The sequence below is a fragment of the Psychrobacter sp. 1U2 genome (assembly GCF_051847575.1).
This window is the reverse complement of the sequence record NZ_JBPYDC010000587.1, coordinates 1-958: the sequence shown is the minus strand read 5'-3', so window position 1 is coordinate 958 and position 958 is coordinate 1. Positions and strand designations below refer to the sequence as shown.

Annotated in this window: 2 protein-coding genes; one reads left to right on the top strand and one right to left on the bottom strand. The window is 47.0% G+C overall.

What is annotated here, in order from left to right; all coding sequences use genetic code 11:
- On the top strand, window positions 1–207 hold a 207-nt coding region (locus ACS8FD_RS17455), incomplete at its 5' end, for a helix-turn-helix domain-containing protein (RefSeq protein ID WP_439276778.1).
- Window positions 208–275: 68 nt separating this feature from the next.
- Here the strand turns inward: ACS8FD_RS17455 and glcF are convergent.
- A partial coding sequence (glcF, locus tag ACS8FD_RS17450; RefSeq protein WP_439276777.1) for a glycolate oxidase subunit GlcF occupies window positions 276–958 on the bottom strand: 683 nt, incomplete at its 5' end.

The following is a 958-nucleotide window of genomic DNA, read 5'->3' as shown; positions in this document are numbered from 1 at the left end:
ACCTTTAAAGCCGTACTCAATATGTCGCCCCTGCAGTTTGTACAAAAGCTGCGCTTGGAGTATGCGGTGAAGCTATTGGCGATGCCTGAAATGTCAGTGACTCAGATATCGTTGCACTGCGGCTATAGTGATCACAGCGCTTTTAGCCGCCAGTTCAAGCAGTTCACAGGCATGTCGCCTACTCAGTTCCGCCAAGCTTATTTATAATTAAAAAACTAAAATTGAAAAACTAGCTTAATAAGCTATTATTACGGATTTAACTAATTCAGATCTAGCTACTGCGGATCCAACAATTCAATCCAGTGCTTCACTGGTACGCTTGATCGGCTACTTAAATGGAGTTGGCAACCTATATTAGCGGTTACTATCTGCTCTGGATAACCAATCGTCAAGTCCGCAAGCTTGTTGGTTAGTAACTGTTGACTCAGCTTAGGCTGCAGTATTGAGTAAGTCCCAGCAGAGCCGCAGCATAAATGCTTGTCTTTAGTAGGCGTGAGCTCAACGCCTGCCTGCTGCAATATCCGTTCAACTAAGCCGCTAAGCTGCTGGGCATGTTGCAAAGAGCAAGGACAGTGTACGGCTGTTTTGCGCCCCTTATCTTGCAATTGCAGCTGACTCAGATCTTCCTTAACTAATATTTCTCCAAGATCATGAGTCAGCTCGCTTACTCGTTTCGCTTTGGCCGCATAAGCTGGGTCATACTGTAGTTTTTCGCCGTAGTCTTTGACCATCGAGCCGCAGCCTGAGGCGCTAACAACAATAGCTTCTACGCCGTCTTCAATATAAGGCCACCACGCATCGATGTTGCGGCGCATGAATGCCAGCCCCTCTTCATGGGCGGGCATGTGATAACTGACGGCACCGCAGCACCCTGCTTTGGGCGCAGTAAATAAGCTAATACCTAATTTATCAAGTACACGAGCGGCTATAATATTGGTGTTTGGCGTTGCTGATGGCT